The organism is Providencia vermicola, from assembly GCF_020381325.1.
Taxonomy (GTDB): Bacteria; Pseudomonadota; Gammaproteobacteria; order Enterobacterales; family Enterobacteriaceae; genus Providencia; species Providencia vermicola.
On the sequence record NZ_JAGSPI010000007.1, the window covers coordinates 62,729 to 81,436 of the forward strand.

Sequence of the window (18,708 nt, forward strand, 5' to 3'; positions counted from 1 at the left end):
TTCCTTAATCTAAGTGAGCCACTTTGCGAAAATGCACCGTATCGACACCTTTTGCTTTCGCTTGCCAGCGCATGCCAATCCAATAAGCCAGCGCACCTGTAATTAAAGAGTTAAGTGCAGGAATACCATAATCGGCATGTAATGGACCTAATTCTGACGTTCCCCACCCCACAATAACAGCTAACAACCACACTACGAGTGTCACAGGGTTATAAGCTTCACAGCTAGATGGCAGCACACCTTGTTCGCGGGTGATATCAAGCTCTTTGCGATCGCGTTTTAAGATGTAATAGTCAACAACCATGATCCCAGCGACTGGTGGGATAGCAATGCCTAAGTAAATTAAGAAACTAATAAAATTGTCTAAAATACCTAACATGGAGGCAATCGTACCGAAAACACCAATCACCCATGTTAAATAGCGACGGTCAAAACGCTTATTAAAGATGGCGTTAAGCAGCGTTGAAAACCCGAGTGATGATGAATACAGATTAATATCATTCATTTTTATGGTGGCAAAGATAACAATCGATGCACCTAATAAGCCTGTTAATGCCATCATCAAATCAAATACTTGGCTGGTACGTAATGCCAGAGCCATCAGTACCGCTATCATATTGACTAAAAGTTCACCAAAAAATGTCCCGATTAACGTCATCCAAAAGACATCCTTCGGTTTTTTCATAAAGCGGCTAATATCTGGTGTGGTGACCGCTGAAATAATAAAACCACCTGCAACCATGGTAATTGCCGCAGGCATTGTCATTAAAGACCCAGCAGGGGCAGTATCATTGATAAGTGCACCAAGATCCTGACCTGATAATAAATTATACGTTGCCCAGCCTAATGCGAATAAAAAGAGCGGCGTTGAAATATTGGCAGTAATAGATAAAAATCGATACCCATATACCGTAATAATCGTCACCGCAATACCTGTAATAAGTGACCAAGTCCCTGGTGTTAGCACATTAGTCGCTTTATACATTCCATCCGCAAAGAAACCATTTTGGACGCCAAACCAGCCCATCAAGGAGATGGCAATCGCGCCACCAATAAGAGCTGAACCTAACTTTCCAAAACCAGACCACCTTGACAGTAGACTGATTGACATTCCTTCGCGGCATGCAGCTGCTCCAAGCCCCCAACTGACTACCTGTAAAATTACAGAGCCAAGGATGGTCGCCCAAAACGCCTGCCAAAAAGTTAACCCATAACCGAGGGCTGCACCTAACATCACTTGTGAAACACAAGCGAGTGCGCCAATTCGTAGAATTAACACTTCATAGAACGGTCTACGAGCACTTTGGGGTACTCGAGCCAAAGAATAATCTTCACCTGCTTTATTCGCCATTTTGCACCTGCTGTGTGGTTGTCTTTGCTTAGTTTTTACTGGCTTTAATTGTTTGTTCCATTATATGGAACTAGGTTTCATTTATTCTACATGCAGATAATATCCATGATCGATATCGAATCGCAAGCAGAATTTATCTTTTCAGATAACTTTTTTATTATGGAATATTTCGCGGAGCGAGGAAATACCACACTAATAAAAAATTTCATCGATAAATGAATAGGTTAAAAATTACGTGTTTAATTAGCAGAATTGGAGTGAGAAACTCGGTTCCATAAAATAGGACTATTCTTTAGCGGTAATTTACCTCTAGCTAGCAGTAATCACTCCAATTTAGAGTATCCGAGTACGAAGTTATACGATTAGAAAAAAAATTTAGCTTTAGTGGGAACAAATGATTTATGAAAGAAATGGGGATGCTGAGTTGATAGGCTTCTATAAATAGTTAACATCGGAAACATAGCATGCCAACTGAAATAAACTACCCCATTAAATTTTGTCAGAATGACCTATTGAACTATGTATATAAGAATGACCCGCTAATAAACAAACTTGCCCAACAACTCAAAAACATCTCCAATATTACATATGCATGTAAAAATGGTGCTTGCCAAGGTTTATCACACACATTCGCAGCTTATGAGATGAACGGGCTGGGGGCTGAATCCCTACATCAGCTCAAAAATTGCTTGACTCCCTTTATACCACCAACATCAGCTTATAAAGAAGTCAACAAATGTGTAGAGAAAGCTTATTCTAAATGCATGTCAAATTTGTTAGCTGAACGTTGTACTGATATTTTTGATATACAGATAAATCAATACCAATATTACGGCTATAATAACCTATATCAAAATTATAATACCATTAACACAGTACCAAAACCTAAAGGCATAACAAACATTGAATATATCATTCAATGCTTAGAAGAAAATAACAAAAATATATGTTCTAAGAATATAGACCCCAGTTTTAATCCTGATATTAAAATAGAAAGAGAAATCACCTATGATCTATATAACAAAATAAGATTTGGCAATAAAACACCTACTCCACCGAAATATAAAGCAGAACAAAACCTATATGATAAGATTCAAAAAGATAAAGACATCACTCTAAATGAAATGCACTCCCTTATTAAAGAGATATATGCATATTGTATGTTACATTATGCAAGTGAAACAGCACTATTTAATTTAAATTCAGGGTTAACAATTGATAATCGTTGTTCTCCTTTGTCCCCTATTAATGTAGAACCTAGCTGGGAAAGTGTATCCTTTAAACAACTAGAGGAACTAATTACTGAAAAAAACCTTAAAAAACAAGATCTCGCTATAATTTACAGTTCAAATAACCACGCAATGGCAATTTGCGGGAAATACTCTCCACAAGAAAAAAAATACCTTTTTAGTTTTTTTGAACCAAATTATGGGTTAATGCAATCATCTAATACAAAAGAATTTATTGATTTTTTAAAACAAATTATAAACCTCAAAATTACACTTCCTAATGCTTCTACACAAAAAACAAAGACTGATGTAACTATTGGTTGTATACGGAAACTACAAAAAACACGAACACTCTCAAAAAGAATGAAATTACCGAAAGTCAACAATGCAGAACTACAATCTGAAATCAAAAAACAGCTTACTGAGAATAAAGTAAGTATCAACTTAGATAAAAGTACCAAACTAACTTTTGATGAGTATTCTCAAGATAATAATAAACTGACAATGAAACTAAAAAAGGAGGGGGATACTTTTACCATTTATTCAACCTTATGTGACATTCATTCAACGATAGCGTTAATCACTAACTCGATAAATAAAGTTCCTTTATTAACGTCAGCAAAAATTTGTATAAATTCTTTAGGAAAAATATTTTATCAGCTTCGTTAACCTTACTTTATTCTCCTTTGTCGTCACTGAACTACAGAGGAGAATATATATTAACAAATCACTCTCTCGCTAATGCATCAATCGGGTTTAAACGTGCGGCGCTGCGTGCAGGCAAGAAGCCGAAAATAACCCCAATCGCGGTTGAACAGACAAACGCACTAATAAGCGCGACAGGGTCAAACGCGAACGTCCAACCAGGTAGTGCCATTTGTGCCAGTAAACTGATCCCATAAGAAAGTGCAATTCCCATCAAGCCCCCCATTAAACACACCAATACCGCTTCAATGAGAAACTGCTGCATTACATCACTGGTTCTCGCACCAACTGCCATACGAATACCAATTTCGCGAGTTCTTTCTGTCACCGACACCAACATGATATTCATCACGCCAATCCCCCCGACCACCAGCGAAATCACCGCGACTAAGGTTAAAAACAGTTGCATAGTTTGGGTGGTTTTTTCCGCTGTTTTTACAAAAGTATCAAGGTTATAGGTGAAAACATCTTTTTTGCCGTGGCGTAACGTTAATAAACGCGTCAATTGCTGCTCGACGTTTTTGGCGTCATACCCATCCTTAACGCGCACCGTAATGCTGTCATAATAAGGTCGATTTAAAATCTTGCTGTTCATCGTGGTATCAGGGAGCCAAACAGACAACGATTTACTGGAGCCAAATACCGATTTCTGATCTTCCAGCACACCAATTACTGTCGCTGGCATATTACCGATGAGCAAGGTTTCCCCTACTACATTTGCTTGTTTGGGGAAAAAACGCCGTTTCGTGTTCTCATCAATAATAACCACTTGAGCACGCCTATCCGCCATGTCTTGCGTAAAATTCATGCCCTCTGAAAATTTTGAAGCATACACATTGAAATAATCGCGGCCAATTCCTGTTAACTGTGCAGATGCATCTAAATTCCCTTTCCTTAAACGTGCGGAACCATTTAGCTGGCCTGAAATCGCATGAACATAAGGCTGCTTAGCAAGAGCATCAATATCCGTGGCTTTTAAAGATTGTCGATTTTGTGCATCATCACTTCCAAAATCAGTGCCAGGGTAAATCGAAATCGTATTGGTACCAATCGACTTGATATCATTAAGCACCATACCTTGGGCAGCATCGCCGATGACCATAATAGAAACCACCGAAGCAATCCCGATAATAATCCCTAGCATAGTCAACAAAGTACGCATTTTATTGACTACCATGGCACGCCAAGCCATCAACAATGCTTCGCTAAATCGGCCATAAACCTGCCCAAGGGATAGTTTCCTTGTAGGGGCTTTTGATAACAATTTGGCTAATTTACTGTTTTTTGAACCTGAATCTCGAATAATTTCGCCATCTTTGATTTCGACAATACGTTCAGCTTGTTGTGCAACGGATGGATCGTGAGTAACGATGATCACCGTATGGCCTTGAGCACAAAGATCTTTGAGGATCTTCATCACCTCTTCACCTGAATGGCTATCTAAGGCCCCCGTAGGCTCATCGGCAAGAATAACTTGCCCCCCATTCATTAATGCACGCGCAATACTGACTCGCTGCTGCTGCCCACCAGACAATTGGCTCGGCCGGTAATTAACCCGCTCGCCTAACCCTAAGCGCTGAAGTAATTGCGTCGCGCGTTCGCGCCGCTCCGCTTTTCCAGAACCTGCATATACTGCTGGGATTTCAACGTTTTGCTCTGCGCTAAGGTGGTTTAATAAGTGGTAGCGTTGGAAAATAAAACCAAAGTGTTCACGGCGAAGCTCTGCGAGTTGGTCGTTGTCTAGCAACGCCATATTTTGCCCATCAATATGGTACTCCCCAGATGATGGCTTATCGAGGCAACCAATGATATTCATTAGAGTGGATTTACCTGAACCTGAAGCACCGATAATCGCAACCATTTCACCTGCATTTATTTGCAAAGAAACGTTTTTTAAGACAGTAACCTCATTTTCACCTTCACCATAACGGCGAGTGATCCCTTGGAGCTCAATGAGTGTGGCCATCTTAACTCTCCGAACCACTGTGCCCAATAATCACTTTATCACCTTCATTCAGTCCTTTAATCACTTCGACTGACACATCATTGCGACTACCAATTTCAATCTGTTTTTTCTCTGCTTTTTGCCCTTCTAGCACTTCCACATCATAAACCTGCGGTGAAACTTCATCCCCTAACGCAGAAAGGGGTAATATCAGCACATCTTTACGTGAATCGAGCTCGATTTTGACCTGTGCAGTCATCTGTAATTTTAAGAGATGCTGAGGATTAGGAACTTCAAAGCGCGCATAATAGAAAATAGCATCATTGATTTTCTCAGGGGTTGGCAAGATATCTTTCAATTGACCTGAGAATTTTTTGTCTGGCGCACCGAGTACCGTAAATGAAGCCTCTTGACCTGGTTCTAAATAAATCACGTCCGCTTCAGACACTTCGGCTTTAACCAACATAGTGTCTAAATCCGCTAAGGTTAAGATGGTTGGTGCCTCTTGTGCCGCAATCACTGTTTGGCCTTGTAACGTTTTAATAAATGTCACAATTCCATCCATCGGCGCGGTAATTTGCGTATATTTTAGGTTGGTTTTTGCCGTATCTAGTGTGGCTTGGTTGCGTTTAATTTGGGCTTGATAAGTCGCTACCTGCGCTTTTTTTATATCCACATCAGTTCTGGCTTTGTCCAGTTCTTGTTGCGCGACAGCCTGCAATTTGGCTAAGCTTAAGTGTCGTTTGTAAGTCAGTTGCGCCAGTTTCAACTCTGCTTGTGCTAACGATAAATTAGCCTCAAGTTCACGAGTGGTCGCTTCAGACTCAGTGACATCATTTTGCGCTTTTTTCGGGTCGATAACCGCCAGTAAATCGCCTTTTTTAACGTAGTCACCCTCTTTAACATATAAAGTTTGTAACTGCCCGCTAACCTGTGCACCCACATCAACTTTACGTACAGCGTCTAATTTGCCCGTCGCGAGAACTTGTTTATCTAAGTCACCACGCGTCACGTCAACAGTTTGGAAAACCTCTTCTTTCTCGCCTTTAAAGAGAAAGACAGCAGCGCCAACGGCAACAATCAGGATCACCAAATAAATCGGCCACTTTTTTTTCGGTTTTACCTTCATCACTCTCCACTTCCTATCATTAAAAAGAGGGCGGCGCCCCCTTCTAAATACTATGCTATATCACTTAAGTTATCGTTTAATTAAACATACTATAGATAAACACCCGCTATCTATAAATATTCAATCAACAATACATTCATTTTCGTTATCAATACGCTTTCCCCCTCGCTAACCATGCTACCCGAGAAAACATACTTTTTAGTTGTAATGGTATGCTATCAGGGCCCAGTTCTGCGGAACGGTTCACCGTAGCCAACGCTAAGTCAGGCTTTGACGTTCGGGAAATCGCTTTAATAATCACGCGGCGTGTCGACACCCGTGCATTTTCTGGTATGTCAGCAATTTCATGATAAAGGCTTTTAAACCCCTCACGATATAGGAAATGTTCCATATCTGGCGCAGTGAGCATGGTTAAGCGATCCCTATCGGGTGAATTGATCTTATTCGCATAGTGGGTCGCAGTTGCTGCATATTTACGCCCTGCCTCGTCGCCATCGGTTAAAACATGCCATTCAATTCCCATTTTATTGGCAAATTTTAATAGCGGTTTCAAGCCACTTTGTGCAAACGCAATAACTTTAATTCCTTCAGTTTCAAAATAGTAATGACATTGGCGAGCAAATTCACTCATTAGCCAAATCTCTGTTTCGCCTTCAACTAATAACCAACAACGTGCAAATAACGATGATGGTCGATTAAAACGAATATGAAACGAAATTTTTCGCAATTCTTCTGTACTGAGATCATTTGGCGTTAAACGATAAGCAGAGACTTTATTAGTATCACGTACTAAACGGCATAAATCTTCAAGGGGAGCTTGAGAAAGTAACTCTCCTGAATTTGTCGTGGTAATCCGTTGCAGCGCAAACAAGCTTAGCAATCCCCATGCAATCGACAGCATAATCGGGTGCAGGCGAGTTTCGGGGTCTTCAACAATAATGAGCGGGCGGGCGTGTTTGTCTAAATGAATATTGCCTTTGGATTGTAATAAAGAAGAAAACATCCCCAAAATAATCAAACGAATATTTCGTTGATTAGGTTTTGCAATCAAACGACTGATGTTATCCAACGCTTTCCAGCCTTGCTTGCGTGGCTCAATATTCACCATATTGTCATTAAGCTTGATCATATGAGCACTTTGCCCTGAAAAATAGTGACTTAATAACTGCTGCATAGCGTCTACGCCGTCACTTAATTCATCATCACTTAAACGTTCTGGATTATTCACTAGGGCACTGGTTAATTCTTTGATACGTATATTAAATGCATCACGAAACTCTTTTTCACCAACGACAATGGTTTCAGGGTTGAGGGTTTGTAAAAAACGCGCATCACGCAGGCGAATAACAGGGTATAATCGAATAATCTCTTTGATATACTTACCCACATTATCCAGAGAAAGCTTATTTCCCCCTGAATTTAAAAAGCTTTTATCCACCACAATCGTATTGTCATCTCGCAGCTCAGCACTCACTCGATAAAAAATATGTTTTAGATCATCACCATTATCAACCCAAACTGAGCTAAGATTATGAAAACGATAAGATTGGTGGCGGCCTTTATGCCTTTCACAAAATTTTAAAACAATTTGCAATGACCGATAACGGGAAGCGTTGTCCCCTGTGGGGTGATGAAAATCGTGCAGATTAAATTGGTAATCTTGATGTTCTGGTGAGAGAAGCAAATCGAGCGCATCAAGGAGACTGGATTTACCCCATGAGTTTTCCCCGATCAAAACAGTACTGTTATTGAGCTCTAAAGAAAGGCGGTTGATCCCTCTAAATCCGTATATCTCAACACGTTCCAGATACATATCTCACTCCTTGTCATATTTTCTTTAATATACTCTGAACTCGGCAATTTGCATTCAGATTATCAATAATTGTACTGACAAAACGCACATTTAGAGCTTATCGATTAACCCATGGCTTTACTATAAGTATGTCTGCAAAATAAAAAATCTTTGTAACAAAATTGACAACTGAGTTGAGCTAGCAATAGCAGTGTTATAAAATGGTAAAACTTTCTTTTTTAGTGTTTTTGACCTATTTTTCACTCAGTCACCAATAATAAAATTTTATCGGAAAAAAATGCATTAGTATGGCGAGTTAAATTTCACATAACGAAAATAAAAAAATAAATATAACTCATTGATTATATTGATAAGGTAACCACTAAGGATGCGGCGATGTATTCAGGACTCTTAATTATTCTTCTACCGTTAACTCTCGGTTATCTTATCCCTATTAAAAACAAACAAATTCTTCACCGTGTGCATCAATCATTGAATTCAATGGTGTATGTGATTTTATTTTTAATGGGGATCACCCTCGCGCTGCTTGAAAACTTAAGTGAACACCTCTTTTCTATTCTCATTTATGCCATTACCTTCTTTGCCTGTATTTTTTCACTTAATATTATCTCACTGTTATTACTCGATAAGTTAGATCCGTGGAAAATTCCACAACATAAGCAAGAAAAACCGCCGTCACGCATTAAAATGGTGCTGGAATCTCTACAATTGTGTGGCGTCCTGCTTTTAGGCTTTATTGTGGGCCTAACGGGTTTTGATTTTCTGCATTATGCGGATAAGGGTAGTCAAATTGCGCTAATGCTCCTGTTATTATTGGTCGGCATTCAATTACGCAACAGCGGAATGAGCATTAAACAAATTTTAATTAATCGCCGCGGGACAACCATTGCCTTTGTGATGGGAGTAAGTGCATTAGCGGGAGGCGCGCTGGCGGCATTATTACTGGGCTTACCCGTTAAAATGGGGCTAGCTCTCGCATCGGGCTTTGGTTGGTACTCACTCACAGGGATCGTGTTAACTGACGCCTATGGCCCTGTGATGGGGAGCGCCGCCTTTTTTAATGATTTAGCCCGCGAGCTAGCCGCGATCATGTTGATCCCTATCATTATCAATCGCTACCGTTCAACGGCCTTGGGCATTTGTGGCTCAACATCCATGGACTTCACCCTTCCTGTTTTGCAACGCAGTGGCGGTGTTTCGATTGTGCCTGCCGCGATTGTTCATGGCTTCGTACTGAGTCTTATTACGCCAATTCTTATGGCCTTCTTTACATAGGTAAAATTTCAGTCACAATAGCCGTTAATTTGCGTGAAACAGGAAATTAACATGACAGAAAAACAACGTGTTTTAGTGTTGGGCGCTAGCGGCTATATTGGGCAGAATCTTATCCCCCAACTGATTGAACAAGGTTATGACGTTACTGCGGCTGCACGTCGTGTTGATTGGATGCTTTCTCAAGGCTGGCAAGATACTCGCTGTATCTTTGTTGACTTACATGACCCTGAGACTTTAAAAGATGTCATGAAGGAAATCGATATTGTCTATTTCCTTGTGCACAGCATGGCTGACCAAGCTAATCTTATTGAACGTGAGCGTAGCGCTGCACGTAATGTTCAACAGGCTCTCGAAGGTTCAGATGTTAAACACGTTATTTATCTCAGCGCATTACAACATGGCCACACCTATTCCCCGCACCTGATAGCCAGGCGCTTAACGGGGGATATCCTGCGTGAAAGCAATATTCCTGTTACTGAAATTCGCTCGTCAATTATTGTTGGGTCAGGTTCTGCGGCCTTCGAAATTATGCGAGATATGGTGTACAACTTAGCGATTCTAACGCCTCCACGCTGGGTACGCTCTAAATCATCGCCTATCGCATTGTCGAATATCCTATATTACTTAACTCAGCTCGCCAAAACACCAACAAATGAAAACCGTATATTTGATGCAGGCGGTCCTGAGTTTATTAGCTATCAAGAGCTTTTCAAACGATTTATCAAAGTCAGTGGTAAACGCCGCTTGCTGATCCCAATTCCTATTCCTATTAGCATGATTTCGGTACATTTTATTAGCTTGATTACCTCGGTGCCACCGACTATTGCAAAAGAGCTGATTCAAGGACTACAACACGACCTTCCCGCTAACGATAAAGCACTACGAGAACTGATTCCACAAACGCTGATTTCCTTTGATGATGCGGTAAGAACCACATTAGCTGAGGAAGCAGATGCGATAGACAATGCTGATTGGGGTTATGACCCTGAAGTAAGAAAACGCTGGCGCCCAGGCTATGGCTATTATCCCAAACAAGCAGGGTCAACCCTTGGCACAACAGCGAGCTCAGAATCCCTATGGCATACCGTACAACAAATTGGGGGGAAAGATGGTTATTTCTACGCCAATGGCCTATGGAAAACCCGTGCCATCATGGATGACATGATGTTGAATAAAATCAAATATGGTCGCCCTGACAGAGAATATTTGCAACTTGGCGATGAAGTTGATGGCTGGCGAGTGATTAACCTTGAGCCTAACAAACAACTCAGTTTACTGTTTGGTATGAAAGCCCCAGGGCTGGGACGTTTAACTTTTACTATCCACGATAGCGGCAGCCGACGCTCTATAGATGTGCGCGCTTGGTGGCACCCTGCGGGTTTTTGCGGCCTACTCTATTGGTTTGCTATGATGCCTGCCCACCTGTTTATCTTCAAAGGAATGGCAAAACGGATTAGCGACCTCGCGTTTGAACGAGATAAACAACTCGCCAAACAACAGCAAACAGATCATCCGACCGAAAAACCTGACTAATTTCAGTGTAAAAACCAATTTTTTATGCAGAAATTATTGCATAAATATGCTTACAGGATTAATATCGCTGGTAGTTAAAAAGGATATTATTGGTAAGCATGAGCATTCAATTAAAAAACATCAACTGTTTCTATGGTTCCCATCAGGCACTCTTTGATATCAATCTAGAGTGCTCTGCGGGTGAGACTATGGTATTACTCGGGCCAAGTGGTGCAGGTAAAAGTTCGCTATTACGTGTTCTCAATTTATTAGAGATGCCACGTTCAGGTCATTTGAATATTGCTGGGCAGCAATTTGATTTTTCATCGACACCAGATGCAAAGTCTATTCGTGACTTACGCCAAAATGTTGGCATGGTATTCCAACAATATAATTTATGGCCACATCTTAGTGTGATGGACAACTTAATTGAAGCCCCTTGCCGTGTATTAAAATTATCTAAGCAAGAAGCACATGCAAAAGCCGCTAAGCTTTTAGACCGTTTACGTTTATCTCAATTTGCAGACCGTTATCCACTGCATTTATCGGGAGGTCAACAACAACGTGTGGCAATTGCACGGGCACTCATGATGGAACCTAAGGTTCTATTATTTGATGAACCAACCGCAGCGCTTGACCCAGAAATTACGGCTCAAGTTGTCGATATTATTCGCGAATTGTCTGCGACAGGTATTACGCAAGTGATCGTCACTCACGAGGTGGAGATTGCTCGAAAAACCGCTAGCCGTGTGGTGTATATGGAAAACGGCCATATCGTAGAACAGGGAGATGCTAGCCATTTCGCAGCACCTCAAACTGACGCCTTTGCAAATTATCTGTCACATTAATAGATATAGGATTAAGCAATGAAAAAAATTATATTAGCTGCGCTGCTGGGCGCTGTAACCCTATCGGCAACTGCTGCGGAAAAAGAAACCATTCGTTTTGCAACTGAAGCAACTTACGCGCCGTTTGAAATGTTTGATAAAAACAATCAAATCGTCGGTTTTGACGTTGATTTAGCTAATGCGATGTGTGAAAAAATGAATGCAACTTGTACATTTACTCATCAATCTTTCGATAGCTTAATTCCTAGCCTGAAATTTCGTCGTTTTGAAGCATTAATGGCAGGTATCGACATTACCCCTGAGCGTCAACAACAAGTAGATTTCACCGAAACTTATTACCCTAACTCTGCAGAATTTATTGCAGTAAAAGAAAAAATCAGCTCCGTTGACCAACTGAAAGACAAAAGAATCGGCGTCCAAAACGGAACCACTCACCAAAAATATATCATGGAACAACACAAAGGCATGACCACTGTGCCTTATGATAACTACCAATCTGCGGTTTTAGACCTGCAAAATGGCCGTATTGATGCTGTATTCGGTGACACTGCCGTTGCTGACGAATGGTTAAAAACCAAAGGCAACGAAAACTTAGCCGCTGTGGGTGAGAAAGTTACCGATCCACAATACTTCGGTATCGGTTTAGGTATCGCAGTGCGTAAAGGAAATAAAGAGTTGTTGGATAAAATGAATAAAGCCTTAGCAGAAGTTAAAGCTGACGGCACTTATGATGCTATCCACAAAAAATGGTTTCAACAGTAATCGATATAATTAATGAACAACCTTCTATTTTTAACAAGTGCCGCCGGTATCACCGTCGGCCTTGCTGTTTCTGCCCTGATCTTGGGTTTAATTCTTGCCATGCTATTCACCGCGTGGGAGTCTGTCCGCTTTAAGCCAATTGCCTTTTTAGGCACGTGCTGGGTGACGCTAATCCGTGGGTTACCTGAACTGCTGGTCGTCCTATTCGTCTATTTTGGGACATTACAGCTTATCAACCTACTCGGGGATGGGTTTAATATTAACCTCGGTTTTTGGCAAACCACAGTGCAAATTGACCCCAGCATCTTCTTTGCCGATAGCGGCGAATTTGACTACACACCGTTCGTTTGTGGTGTGATTGCCCTCGCCCTATTGTATGCCTCTTATGCTTCACAAACGTTAAGAGGCGCGCTCAAAGCTGTGCCTTATGGCCAGTGGGAAGCAGGTTTTGCACTCGGCCTCAAAAAACGCACGATTTTCTTTCGTTTTATTATGCCGCAAATGTGGCGTCATGCCCTGCCTGGGTTAGGGAATCAATGGTTAGTTCTGCTAAAAGATACCGCGTTAGTGTCTTTAATCAGCGTGAACGATTTGATGTTACAGACAAAAACTATTGTTAACCGTACTGGCGAACCTTTTACTTGGTACGTTATCGTCGGTCTGATTTACCTTGTCATTACGTTGATTAGCCAGCAGGTATTAAAGCGTATTGAATTGCGAACTACGCGCTTTGAACGAGGTGAGTCCAAATGATTGACATGATCCTAAAAATTCTACCTGGGCTACCAACCAGTTTATCACTAACGTTCAGTGCGTTACTTGTGGCTTTTCTGTTAGCGGGGTTATTTACGTTAATTTTATCCCTGAAAACCAAAGTCATTTCGCAAATTGTGAAAGTGTATATCACCATTTTTACAGGCACACCATTATTAGTGCAGTTTTTCCTAATCTATAATGGCCCGAGCCAATTTAAGTCGTTGCAAAACTATCCTCTATTTTGGGATCTAATTTCAACACCTTGGTTCTGTGCAATGATTGCATTAGCGTTAAACAGTGCCGCTTATTCAACTTTACTGTTCCACGGTGCCGTAAAAGCGATTCCATCTGGGCAATGGCAGTCATGCCAAGCATTGGGGATGAGTAAAGTACAAACTATGCGTATTATCCTGCCTTACGCCTTTAAACGCTCTTTATCCTCTTATTCCAATGAAGTGGTGTTAGTGTTTAAAAGTACCTCTCTGGCCAGTACGATAACCATGTTAGACATCATGGGTTACAGTAGCCAAGTCTTTGGTCAGACATGGGATGTGATGGCGTTTGTTGCGGCTGGGATTATTTATTTAGTGGTTAATGCCATCTTAACCATTCTAATGCGTTTAATCGAACGCAAAGCACTTGCTTTTGAACACAGAAATTAATAATTAATTCAATGCATTAAGAGAAAAGCTTGGCTAAATACCAAGCTTTTTTTTCATAAATTCGTTTTAATTATTCTTTCGCTTTAGCAATGTCAGTACTTCAAAATGAGCCGTGTGTGGAAATAAATCAAACAACTGCACCCTACACACTTGATAACCCGACAGCAATTGTAAATCTTGCGCCATAGTCTGTGCATTACAGCTTGAATAAAGGATATATTCAGGCTGCATATGAGAAAGGTAATCACATAACGCCTTACCAATTCCTCTTCGTGGCGGATTAACTAAAATAAGCTGAGGGATATCTTGATGTGCGGTGGCAAAATGTGTTGAATCAAGGGCTTTAAACTCAACATATTTTAACCCAATTTCATCTGCAGATTGTTGTGCGCTAGCAATAGCTGGGGCGCTAATTTCAATGCCTGTTAAACGTGTATCTTTTTCAGCGCAGTGCAATCCAAAGCCACCTACACCACAAAACAAGTCCCACATACTATGAATATCTAATGCTTTAACCCACTCCCTTGCCGTTTGGTATAATTTAGCCGCGACAACAGGATTCGTTTGGAAAAAACCTTGCGGGCGAATAAATAAAGGCACTTGGTTAAACTCTTCACGCAGCGTGTGTTGCTCCGTTAAGAAAACCTCCTCATCGCCTTCAAGTATTGCCATATGCACTGGCTGAATATTTGCTGTGATCACCTCAAGTTGAGGTAATTGTTCTTGCAACCAAGGTAATGCATTTTTGAGCTGTTTCAGTTTTTTTTCTGAGCGCAATACAAAACGCAACATAAACCGACCGGTGTGCCAGCTTTGTGTTAATAACACGTATTTGAGTTCGCCGCGCTTGCGTTCGATGTTATATGGTGTGAGCCCTGCTCTAGCAATAAACGGCGTGATCACGCTAAAAACGTCAGAAAATGACGCGGGATATAACGGACAGCTAGTTAAGTCGACACCTGCACCATCTTTCCCAATAATACCTAAAATCGGCCTTTCTACACTTCCACTCACCACCATTTTGGCTTTATTACGAAAGCCTAATTGAGGCCCTGTCACGGGTGGGACAAAAATAGCAGGGTCGATTGTCGGCAATAACGCGGAAAGTTGCTGCTGCTTTTGGGCAATTTGTTGCTCAGGTGAGAATTCTAGCCATTGGCAAGATCGGCATTCACCCGCAATATATTTTTCACAATGCATAATTAAAACTTAATGAATAATAATGGCGGGTTTATCATCTGGGGTAAGTTCGGACTCATCCTCGCCATTATCCTCTTCTTCGCTAAACTCATCTTGAGCTGCATACAGTAAATTATTACTGAAGATCTCAAAGACAATCGCTGAAATTTGGTCTTCTGCTTGCTGAAGGAAATGGCAGAATTGGCGGTAGGTCATCCCAGCCTCTAATGAAAATGACTGGCTAACCACTAGCTTTGGCAGGTTTTCATCATTTATTTCGAGAAAAACTTTTGCCGTCAATGAACTTGCGTTAATTTGGCTAATATTGGCCACTAATGTAATTATCGCGGTGGGTTTTAGCTCCGCTAATGCAGATAATACCAACACATTATTGACGATATCGAGTTTTGCATCAAAAATTCCCTCAATATTTTGCATATGAGGTAAATGCAGCGCAGCACAAGAGTCGCACTCGAAATAAGACGTTTTGAGTTGTTCTAACCATTCACGTAATTGTGCAATGTCAGGGTAACGAATAGAATCCATGGGCAATAACCTTCTTCAACTCAAAAATAATAATGCAAAAAACAGTTTGCTAGAGAATGGCAACCCCTAGCGCAAAGCGGGTAATTTTCACACATCACCAAGAAAAATGCCAGCAAAACCACGGCTATTCGGGCTTTTCATCCTGTTTATCATTTTGAATATTATTTTTATTCCTTGGGTTTTCTGACTGCTTATTATCTATCCCTAAAAAAGTTAACCCATGAATAGCTCGCCACACAATATTAATCATTGCAGGGATCAAACACCCAATCGCAACCATAATAATGGTCACTATCGCCCCTTGGTGCATAAGTGGCTCAGGCAAAACAATATAATCATTCAGCGTGAGTAAGATTAAAATCAAGAGGATTATCCCAACACCTTCTAAGATCAAGATAGGTTTTGGCATGTCTGCCAATGAACGCATGGTTCTCTTTGATTGTGGTTTATTGTTCATTCAACCCCCATTTCACTGTGATTTGGCATTTTACTTCACGAATTATATGACATACCTATAGCTATAAAAGGAAAATTCGACTTTTATTTCATAATTTATATAGGCATAGTATTGAGCATTGTGACTCGAATCTGAGTTTGAGATAAAAAGGAGATACTATGTATACTGTTATTTTTGGTCGCCCTGGCTGCCCATACTGCGTTCGTGCGAAAGAACTGGCAGAAAAACTGAAAAATGAACGTGAAGATTTTGACTACCGCTATGTCGATATCCAAGCAGAAGGTATTTCAAAAGAAGATTTGTCTAAAACTGTCGGTAAACCTGTGGAAACTGTCCCACAAATTTTCATTGATGAGAAGCACATCGGTGGTTGCACTGATTTTGAAGCTTACGCAAAAGAAAATTTGAATCTTTACAAATAGTTATCCCTTCTAATTTTCGATTATTAACAAGCAAAACATCTCACTACTTAGGCTGAAGTATGCTTTGCTTGTTCTTTTTGTGCTATTTAAGTCAAATCCCACCCAAAATTGCATTTTTTTTCATCAACAAGAGAACTTTCCTTTTTAGATGGAGTCTTAATTTATGCCACTGCTTTTCTTTGATGTCCCCATATTGAGGAGCCCGATAGCCAACTCTCTGTTTTAATGCTATCGGGTTTTTTATTGCCTATTTCTAACTAACGACCTCACCTTGCAATGTAATGATTACCTTGCGATTTGTGGCAAAATTTCGATGTTCACATAAATAAATCCCTTGCCACGTCCCCATATTTAAACGACCGTTTGTCACTGGGATTGTTAAACTCGCACCCAGTAAGCTACTTTTCAGGTGCGCCGGCATATCATCACTACCCTCATAGTCATGCTTATAATAAGGTTCATTTTCAGGTACTGCCTTATTGAAAAAGCTCTCAAAGTCTTCTCGTACGGTATAATCTGCATTTTCATTGATCGTTAATGAGGCAGAGGTATGTTGAATGAATATATTCATCATCCCAATACGAAGCGAACTGAGCTCAGGAACTTGCCTTAAAATCTCCTCAGTGACTAAATGAAAGCCTCTTTCCCGCGCATTAAGCTGTATCTGTTTTTGCCACCACATTTGTCTCCCCTTCTTTCGCCAAATCGAGCTTTAGATAAGTGAAATAATTATTGAGTAATTCTTAAACCACACGTAAATTTGTCGCGTAATAGTATCAATAATAAGACAAAGGGGCTTTACCTATGAAGCTTGAAACTTTAAGCTCTGTTTTTCTTTGTCTTACTGACCCACTCTCTGTCTGAGGTACGAAACTGTGCTGGAACAACTCAATCTTGATCTGTTTAACCTGATCAATGCCGCACCTGAAACTGCAAGCGGAACGATTGCGATGGCAAATGTAATTGCTAAGCGCTTAGTTCTTATTTTCCCAATATTTACAGTTGCTTGTTGGTTTTGGGGTGCCCAGCCAAACATGACTCGCCAACGCGCTTTTGCCTGTAAAGCGGCGATTGCCATTGTGTTAGGGCTTACTATCTCATGGCTAATTGGGTATTTTGCCCCCCATGACCGCCCATTTGTGATGGGGATCGGCACTAATTTCTCTGATCACGACGCAACACCATCATTCCCAAGTAACCACGGCACTATCGTATTTACCTTTGCATTTGCTTTCTTGTTCTGGCTACGCACTTGGGTTGGCCTTGTGATGATGATCCCTGCCATTGTGATTGCTTGGTCACGAATTTACCTTGGTGTTCACTGGCCTTTAGACATGGCAGGCGCATTTATCCTTGCTATCGTTTCCTGTGGTTTAGCCCAAATTCTGTGGTCACTTGGTATTAGTAAAATCCAAGCACCGATCACCCAACTCTACCATTTCATCTTTGGTTCATTTATCCGCAAAGGTTGGTTCCAACCTTAATCATTTCTTTTTAAGTACTGGTGGCAATAAACACCAGTACTTTTTCGCTTTTAAAAAATTGCGCTAAATCAAACTTTCCTTTTATTTTTTTATCGGTATATAAAATTAATTTTAGATTATCAAATTAATTAATAAACAACTCTATAACAAATATTTTGTTACCTTTTTTAATTATTTTTTTCGACGCAAAAAAAGTGCACTAAATACTATCTAAAAAAACAAAAATTAATTAATATGTGCCCCTAAAATCAGGGCAAAACGGCCTAATTAATCACTCACTAAACCATTATTAAAATTTAAAATTAATGATTATTTATCAATACCTTAATTGGTTTTCTTTATATATTCTATGTAGCAGTATCACAGTACAGCTCAATAATTAGATTAATATAGATTATAAATCAAACAACACAAAAATATTCATTAATATAATAATATTTTTATCGCAGAATATTATTCTGCTCTTGTTTATTTTAATGAATTGAATTTTCCAAACAGGAAAAACATGACAACAAATAAACTTAAGTTAAATTTTATTAACAATTTTATAAAATCTGATGTTTCTACGCAATCTAAGGGGATATTTCTCTTTTGAGATAATGATCACGGCATTTTGTTCTGGTAAAATATAAA

Annotated in this window: 17 protein-coding genes; 9 read left to right on the forward strand and 8 right to left on the reverse strand. The window is 40.2% G+C overall.

Features of this window, described 5'->3' with window-relative positions:
- Window positions 1-4 precede the first annotated feature (4 nt).
- Window positions 5-1,351 (reverse strand): purine-cytosine permease family protein, encoded by a 1,347-nt coding sequence (locus tag KDJ85_RS11445; RefSeq protein ID WP_225819790.1) that lies wholly within the window; start codon window positions 1,349-1,351, stop codon window positions 5-7.
- Between the two features lie 464 nt (window positions 1,352-1,815).
- On the opposite strand from KDJ85_RS11445, the gene KDJ85_RS11450 reads away from it, so the two are divergent.
- Window positions 1,816-3,249: a YopT-type cysteine protease domain-containing protein gene (locus tag KDJ85_RS11450; RefSeq protein WP_225819791.1), complete on the forward strand. Its 1,434-nt coding sequence runs from the start codon at window positions 1,816-1,818 to the stop codon at window positions 3,247-3,249.
- A 58-nt stretch (window positions 3,250-3,307) separates the two neighbouring features.
- On the opposite strand, the gene macB is transcribed toward KDJ85_RS11450, so the two are convergent.
- The 3 genes from macB to KDJ85_RS11465 all read right to left on the reverse strand — a co-directional run bounded on the left by macB (window position 3,308) and on the right by KDJ85_RS11465 (window position 8,172).
- The gene (gene macB / locus KDJ85_RS11455) at window positions 3,308-5,251 is read right to left on the reverse strand and encodes a macrolide ABC transporter ATP-binding protein/permease MacB (RefSeq protein WP_225819792.1); all 1,944 of its coding nucleotides are present in this window, start codon (window positions 5,249-5,251) and stop codon (window positions 3,308-3,310) included.
- Window position 5,252: 1 nt separating this feature from the next.
- The gene (gene macA / locus KDJ85_RS11460; RefSeq protein WP_225819945.1) at window positions 5,253-6,359 is read right to left on the reverse strand and encodes a macrolide transporter subunit MacA; all 1,107 of its coding nucleotides are present in this window, start codon (window positions 6,357-6,359) and stop codon (window positions 5,253-5,255) included.
- Window positions 6,360-6,507: 148 nt separating this feature from the next.
- Complete coding sequence (locus tag KDJ85_RS11465) at window positions 6,508-8,172, reverse strand: DUF2813 domain-containing protein (RefSeq protein ID WP_225819793.1); 1,665 nt, start codon at window positions 8,170-8,172, stop codon at window positions 6,508-6,510.
- 375 nt (window positions 8,173-8,547) lie between these two features.
- Between KDJ85_RS11465 and KDJ85_RS11470 the strand changes: the two genes are divergently transcribed.
- From KDJ85_RS11470 to artM, 6 genes are all read left to right on the forward strand, one after another.
- Window positions 8,548-9,447, forward strand: coding sequence for a LysO family transporter (locus KDJ85_RS11470; protein WP_225819794.1), 900 nt, complete (start codon window positions 8,548-8,550; stop codon window positions 9,445-9,447).
- A 51-nt stretch (window positions 9,448-9,498) separates the two neighbouring features.
- Window positions 9,499-10,980: a DUF2867 domain-containing protein gene (locus tag KDJ85_RS11475; protein WP_225819795.1), complete on the forward strand. Its 1,482-nt coding sequence runs from the start codon at window positions 9,499-9,501 to the stop codon at window positions 10,978-10,980.
- A gap of 98 nt (window positions 10,981-11,078) precedes the next feature.
- The gene (gene artP / locus KDJ85_RS11480) at window positions 11,079-11,807 is read left to right on the forward strand and encodes an arginine ABC transporter ATP-binding protein ArtP (RefSeq protein ID WP_225819796.1); all 729 of its coding nucleotides are present in this window, start codon (window positions 11,079-11,081) and stop codon (window positions 11,805-11,807) included.
- 18 nt (window positions 11,808-11,825) lie between these two features.
- Window positions 11,826-12,569 carry an arginine ABC transporter substrate-binding protein gene (artJ, locus tag KDJ85_RS11485; RefSeq protein WP_225819797.1) on the forward strand — a complete coding sequence of 248 codons (744 nt, stop codon included), beginning with the start codon at window positions 11,826-11,828 and terminating at the stop codon, window positions 12,567-12,569.
- Window positions 12,570-12,581: 12 nt separating this feature from the next.
- Window positions 12,582-13,322, forward strand: a complete 741-nt coding sequence (artQ, locus tag KDJ85_RS11490; protein WP_225819798.1) for an arginine ABC transporter permease ArtQ — start codon at window positions 12,582-12,584, stop codon at window positions 13,320-13,322.
- Complete coding sequence (artM, locus tag KDJ85_RS11495; RefSeq protein ID WP_225819799.1) at window positions 13,319-13,987, forward strand: arginine ABC transporter permease ArtM; 669 nt, start codon at window positions 13,319-13,321, stop codon at window positions 13,985-13,987. Before artQ ends, artM begins: the two co-directional genes overlap by 4 nt.
- Window positions 13,988-14,053: 66 nt before the next feature.
- Here the strand turns inward: artM and rlmC are convergent, their stop codons facing one another.
- The 3 genes from rlmC to KDJ85_RS11510 all read right to left on the reverse strand — a co-directional run bounded on the left by rlmC (window position 14,054) and on the right by KDJ85_RS11510 (window position 16,169).
- A complete protein-coding gene (rlmC, locus tag KDJ85_RS11500; RefSeq protein WP_225819800.1) occupies window positions 14,054-15,187 on the reverse strand; it encodes a 23S rRNA (uracil(747)-C(5))-methyltransferase RlmC in 1,134 nt (377 codons plus the stop codon).
- A gap of 9 nt (window positions 15,188-15,196) precedes the next feature.
- On the reverse strand, window positions 15,197-15,712 hold the full coding sequence (locus KDJ85_RS11505) for a YbjN domain-containing protein (protein ID WP_206085423.1): 516 nt from the start codon (window positions 15,710-15,712) through the stop codon (window positions 15,197-15,199).
- A 124-nt stretch (window positions 15,713-15,836) separates the two neighbouring features.
- Window positions 15,837-16,169, reverse strand: a complete 333-nt coding sequence (locus KDJ85_RS11510; protein WP_225819801.1) for a YbjC family protein — start codon at window positions 16,167-16,169, stop codon at window positions 15,837-15,839.
- A 158-nt stretch (window positions 16,170-16,327) separates the two neighbouring features.
- Here KDJ85_RS11510 and KDJ85_RS11515 point away from each other — a divergent pair, with 158 nt between their 5' ends.
- On the forward strand, window positions 16,328-16,591 hold the full coding sequence (locus KDJ85_RS11515; protein ID WP_047756603.1) for a GrxA family glutaredoxin: 264 nt from the start codon (window positions 16,328-16,330) through the stop codon (window positions 16,589-16,591).
- Between the two features lie 253 nt (window positions 16,592-16,844).
- On the opposite strand, the gene KDJ85_RS11520 is transcribed toward KDJ85_RS11515, so the two are convergent.
- On the reverse strand, window positions 16,845-17,273 hold the full coding sequence (locus KDJ85_RS11520) for a secondary thiamine-phosphate synthase enzyme YjbQ (RefSeq protein ID WP_225819802.1): 429 nt from the start codon (window positions 17,271-17,273) through the stop codon (window positions 16,845-16,847).
- A gap of 193 nt (window positions 17,274-17,466) precedes the next feature.
- Here KDJ85_RS11520 and ybjG point away from each other — a divergent pair, with 193 nt between their 5' ends.
- On the forward strand, window positions 17,467-18,075 hold the full coding sequence (ybjG, locus tag KDJ85_RS11525; RefSeq protein ID WP_225819803.1) for an undecaprenyl-diphosphate phosphatase: 609 nt from the start codon (window positions 17,467-17,469) through the stop codon (window positions 18,073-18,075).
- The last annotated feature ends 633 nt before the right edge of the window (window positions 18,076-18,708 follow it).